Source organism: Halomonas sp. BC1, from assembly GCF_002078135.1.
Classification (GTDB): Bacteria; Pseudomonadota; Gammaproteobacteria; order Pseudomonadales; family Halomonadaceae; genus Vreelandella; species Vreelandella stevensii.
This window is the reverse complement of the sequence record NZ_LFGS01000009.1, coordinates 96029-98665: the sequence shown is the minus strand read 5'-3', so window position 1 is coordinate 98665 and position 2637 is coordinate 96029. Positions and strand designations below refer to the sequence as shown.

Sequence of the window (2637 nt, the reverse complement as noted above, 5' to 3'; positions counted from 1 at the left end):
AGGAGCAGCAAGGAGTGGTGATGGGGTTAGTTAAGCGGCTTGGCTTTTTAAGAGTGGCCATGCACCTTGCTTCGAGGCCTCCAGAATGACGATTTCATTGATCGTGCCATCCTCTGCGTAACTAATATGTGTATGCCAATCTTGAGAAACCTCCCTAACGGTAGGCTTTTCTGATAGGTGCAGAACCAGGATATCATCTGCTTCATCGTACGTAGTTCGCATTACTTATCCTCCCACACAAAGTGATGCATGACTGTCTTTACCACTATTCTATCTTCCAAGACTGCTGCAATAGACAAGAGGTTGTCTTGACGATTTTCAAAATATCTTGCTATCCAAAACCGCGTAGCATCTTTGTATTTTACTGATCCCCGCTCTACCAATTCTAGCAGCTCACTTTCTGTAATATTGCGAGTAGCCATGCGCTCACGGGCATGACGTGTCATATGAATATTTACCTTGAAACGGTGACTATACATATTCACCTTCTGCACTCTTGGTTTGGGCGTATTACAGACGCCTTCGCGCCGGGCCGCCTTCGCGGGTGCCTCTTTCGCTCGTTTCTCTCGCTCTTTCGTTACGCCGCGCTACGGGGTGGTTGCCTCGATTAACCATTACACCGCGCTACGGTGCCCTACCCCTTGCTATCAATCCCGGTGGTCTTTGATGATCATGATCATCATGCTGAGGATGAAGGCGAGGAAGATGGTGATGATGGCGAATACCGTGCTGTTGTAGAGGCGGTTGGGCTCTGTGGGGTATTCGGGCATGAGCGGGCTTTGCAGCACGCTGACTTGTTTGAGCTGGCGGGCGGCTTCCAGGCGGGTGTTTTCCAGGGCGGCCAGGGCGCTGGAGTAAGTTTCCTGGGCGAACTGGGCCTGCAGTTCCAGGGTTTCGTATTCTGCCGAGATGCGGTTGAGCGAGTTGCCGGTGGCTTGGGCCAGGCGGTCGCGTTGTTCGACGATCTGGTCGCGCAGGGCTTCGATGTTGCGTTCTACTTGGCGCAGCTCGGCGGATTGGGCGCTTTGGAAGCTGGCCAGGGCGTTGCGCTGGGCCTGGAAGCGGGCCAGGTCGGCTTCGAGGGTGGCGACGACCTGGTTGATGCTTTCCACCGTGCTGGTGGGTGATACCAGCCCGTGCTCGTTCTGGAATTCAAGAAGACGCGCTCGGGTTTCGTCGAAGCGCTCTTCCAGGCGCACCATTTGGCGCTCCAGGAAGCGTACCTGTTCATCGGCCAGGCGGTGGCCCATTTCGTTCATGTGGTTTTCGCCTGCTTCCAGCAGCAGCGATGCCATGCTGTGGGCGAATTCGGGGGTGTAACCTTGCACGTAGATGTTGAGCACGCCTGCGTATTCGTCCAGCTCCACTTCTACACGGCGCAGGTAGTACTGATGCAGGTCTTCGATGGGCACGTTCGGGTCGCGCAGGCGGGCAAACAGGTCACCGTGTTCGCTGTAGTGCTGGCGAATGCCTAGCTGTTCATCGAGCAGGCGCAGCATGTCTACCGAGAGCAGGTGCTCGCGCAGTAGCAGCAGGTCGGCCGTGTTGCCTCCGCCGCCGCCCATGAGCGATGAGAGGCTGAATTCCGGTGTGGCGACTTGTGGGCTTTCCAGCACTACGGTGGCACGGGAAACGTAGCGCTCTTCTGCCCATACAAACCAGTAAAAGCTGACCAGGAGAATGGCGAGCAAGGCCATGGCCCAGTGCGGTGACTGTTTTACGAAACGGGTTAATGAGGATTGCATGGGTTATTTGGCCTTCAACCGGTCAACAAAACGGAGGTGCATCAGTAGCCCGAGGGCATTCAAACTCAGGGTCACCAGCCAGAAGTAGAGCATGCTGGTGCCGTGAATGACCTGATAGTTTTCAAAGAATCCAAGCCGCAGGGTTTCCAGGGCATGGGGAATGGGGTTGAGCATCAGGTATTCCAGTAGCCAGTGGGGTAACTGGTTGAGCGGAAACATGACGCCGGAAATGATCAACAGTGGCAGCGAAAGCATGCGGATCACTCGGCCCACTTCCGGTACCAGAGTAGCGGCCACCGAGGTGACCAGGCCCAGCCCGATGCCCAGGCTCCAAAGCGAGACCCATGCCCACATGGCTCTGATGGCATTGTCGGGGTACATGTCCAGACCTAGCAGCAGCCCCCCCACGATAAACAGCAGGAAGACGAAGGTGCGCAGCATGCCTTCCAGAAAGTTGCGCACCAGCACGGGGTCTACGGGCTGCACTTGGCGATAGGCGAACAGCGCGCTGTTGGCATCGATGGCACCCATACCGCGCAGCATGCCTTCTCGCACCAGGAAGAAACCCATCATGCCGGCGATCATCCAGGGAATGAACTCGGCATTCACGATCAGGCGGTCACCCCGGATGAAACTACGAATGCCCACCATGATGGCCACCAGCGCGAAGGGCTCGAAGATCATCCAGAACCAGCCCATGCGGTCGGCCATGGTGCGCGAAACGGCTTCGCGCATGAACATGGCGTACCACACGCTGCGCGTGACCTGCCAGGGGGTGCGCGCGCCTTTCGGGGTACTGCTTGTGTTATCCATGATGCTGTGTCTTTTAATTCAAGAACATAAATGGAGTAGTGACGTTATATGGCAGTGGCATTGTCACGTTGGTTGCCTC

4 protein-coding genes are annotated in these 2637 nt (G+C 56.2%); all 4 read right to left on the bottom strand.

Annotated features, from left to right (window positions below; genetic code table 11):
• Nucleotides 1-30: 30 nt before the first annotated feature.
• Entirely contained in the window at nucleotides 31-222 is a 192-nt protein-coding gene (locus B7L72_RS08355) for a DUF2283 domain-containing protein (RefSeq protein WP_016913348.1), read from the bottom strand.
• On the bottom strand, nucleotides 222-446 hold the full coding sequence (locus tag B7L72_RS08350) for a DUF4258 domain-containing protein (RefSeq protein WP_254893783.1): 225 nt from the start codon (nucleotides 444-446) through the stop codon (nucleotides 222-224). Before B7L72_RS08350 ends, B7L72_RS08355 begins: the two co-directional genes overlap by 1 nt.
• A gap of 201 nt (nucleotides 447-647) precedes the next feature.
• Nucleotides 648-1745 carry a chain-length determining protein gene (locus B7L72_RS08345; protein ID WP_081193702.1) on the bottom strand — a complete coding sequence of 366 codons (1098 nt, stop codon included), beginning with the start codon at nucleotides 1743-1745 and terminating at the stop codon, nucleotides 648-650.
• Between the two features lie 3 nt (nucleotides 1746-1748).
• Nucleotides 1749-2558, bottom strand: coding sequence for an ABC transporter permease (locus B7L72_RS08340; RefSeq protein WP_081193700.1), 810 nt, complete (start codon nucleotides 2556-2558; stop codon nucleotides 1749-1751).
• Between the last annotated feature and the right edge of the window lie 79 nt (nucleotides 2559-2637).

Coding starts and splice junctions, on each gene's coding strand:
- B7L72_RS08345 (WP_081193702.1), bottom strand. CDS start 1,745: ATGCAATCCTCATTAACCCGTTTCGTAAAACAGTCACCGCACTGGGCC.
- B7L72_RS08340 (WP_081193700.1), bottom strand. CDS start 2,558: ATGGATAACACAAGCAGTACCCCGAAAGGCGCGCGCACCCCCTGGCAG.
- B7L72_RS08350 (WP_254893783.1), bottom strand. CDS start 446: ATGACACGTCATGCCCGTGAGCGCATGGCTACTCGCAATATTACAGAA.
- B7L72_RS08355 (WP_016913348.1), bottom strand. CDS start 222: ATGCGAACTACGTACGATGAAGCAGATGATATCCTGGTTCTGCACCTA.